This window comes from Gordonia sp. NPDC058843, assembly GCF_042743165.1.
Lineage (GTDB): Bacteria > Actinomycetota > Actinomycetes > Mycobacteriales > Mycobacteriaceae > Gordonia.
The window spans coordinates 1-1417 of sequence record NZ_JBHYNC010000089.1 but is presented as its reverse complement, the minus strand read 5'-3'; the positions used below and the strand labels follow the sequence as shown (position 1 = coordinate 1417).

Below are 1417 nucleotides of genomic sequence, written 5' to 3'. Positions count from 1 at the left end.
GCAACGCATCCATCACCACGAACGCCGCCGGCACCAGATAGTCCGGCAGCACCCCCCGCGCGTACTCCCGCAACACCCCCGCCAGACCGGCTGCACCCCCGGTCTCGGGCACCACATAGGCGACCAGACGCCGGTCCCCCGGCCGGTCCTCCCGCACCACCACCGCGACCCGGGCCACGGCCTCATGCCCGGCCAGCACCCCCTCCACCTCACCCGGCTCGATCCGGAACCCCCGGATCTTCACCTGACCATCCACCCGGCCCAGGAACTCGATCTGCCCGTCCGCACGCCACCGGCCACGATCCCCCGTCCGATACATCCGCTCACCAGCCGCACCGAACGGATCCGCCACAAACCGGCCAGCCGTCAGACCCGCCCGGCCCAGATACCCGCGCGCCACACCCACACCGGCCACATACAACTCACCCGCAACACCCGGTGGCACCGGCCGCAACGCAGCATCAAGGATGTACACCCGCGTGTTGAAGAACGGACGCCCGATCGGCGGCAACCCCTCCTCCGGATCAGCCGGCCCACTGGTCACACAGGCCACCGTCACCTCGGTCGGCCCATACCCGTTCAGCAACCGCCGGCCCGGAGCCCACCGCCGCAGCACATCCACCGTGCACGCCTCACCACCAGCGACCACCGTGGCGAAATCCGGGAAATCCACCACCTCCACCGTCCCCAGCACCGACGGCGGAATCACCGCATGAGAAACCCGACCCTCACACAAAACCCCCGCCAACACCTCACCCACCAACGGCCCCCGATCAGGAACAACCAACGTCCCCAACGCCCCGAAAGCCGCACACATCTCAATCACCACCGGGTCATAACTCGGCGACGAGAACTGCAACACCCGCGAATCCGGACCCGTCCCCCACCGGTCCACCGCCGACGCCACCAAATTCCCCAGACCCGCGTGCGAAACCACCACACCCTTCGGCCGCCCCGTCGACCCCGACGTATAAATCACATACGCCGGAGACCCCAACGACAGAACAGAAAGCCGCTCACCATCGGCAACATTCGAGGCAGAGCACCCATCCAGTGCCGCCACCGTCTCCGAAGCGTCCAGGGTCAGAACATCCACGCCATCCGGCACGACATCCGCGTAATCGGTGGTCGTGACCGCGCACACCGGCCGGGCGTCACCGAACATGAACGCCACCCGCTCACGCGGATACTCAGGATCCACCGGCACATACGCACCACCGGCCTTCAACACCGCCAGCATCCCGACCACGAACTCCACCGACCGCGGCAACACCAGAGCCACCAACGACTCCGGCCCCACCCCACGACCCACCAACACCCGCGCCAGCCGATTCGCCCGCGCATTCAACTCCGCATACGACAACTCCACATCACCACACACCACGGCAATGGACTCCGGCGTCCGAGCCACCCGCTC

Annotated in this window: 1 protein-coding gene; it reads right to left on the bottom strand. The window is 67.5% G+C overall.

The annotated features are described in order from the left end of the window. Positions 1–1369, bottom strand: a 1369-nt coding sequence (locus ACFW3F_RS25495; RefSeq protein ID WP_388062496.1) for an amino acid adenylation domain-containing protein, incomplete at its 3' end; no start/stop codon positions are given. Positions 1370–1417 lie beyond the last annotated feature (48 nt).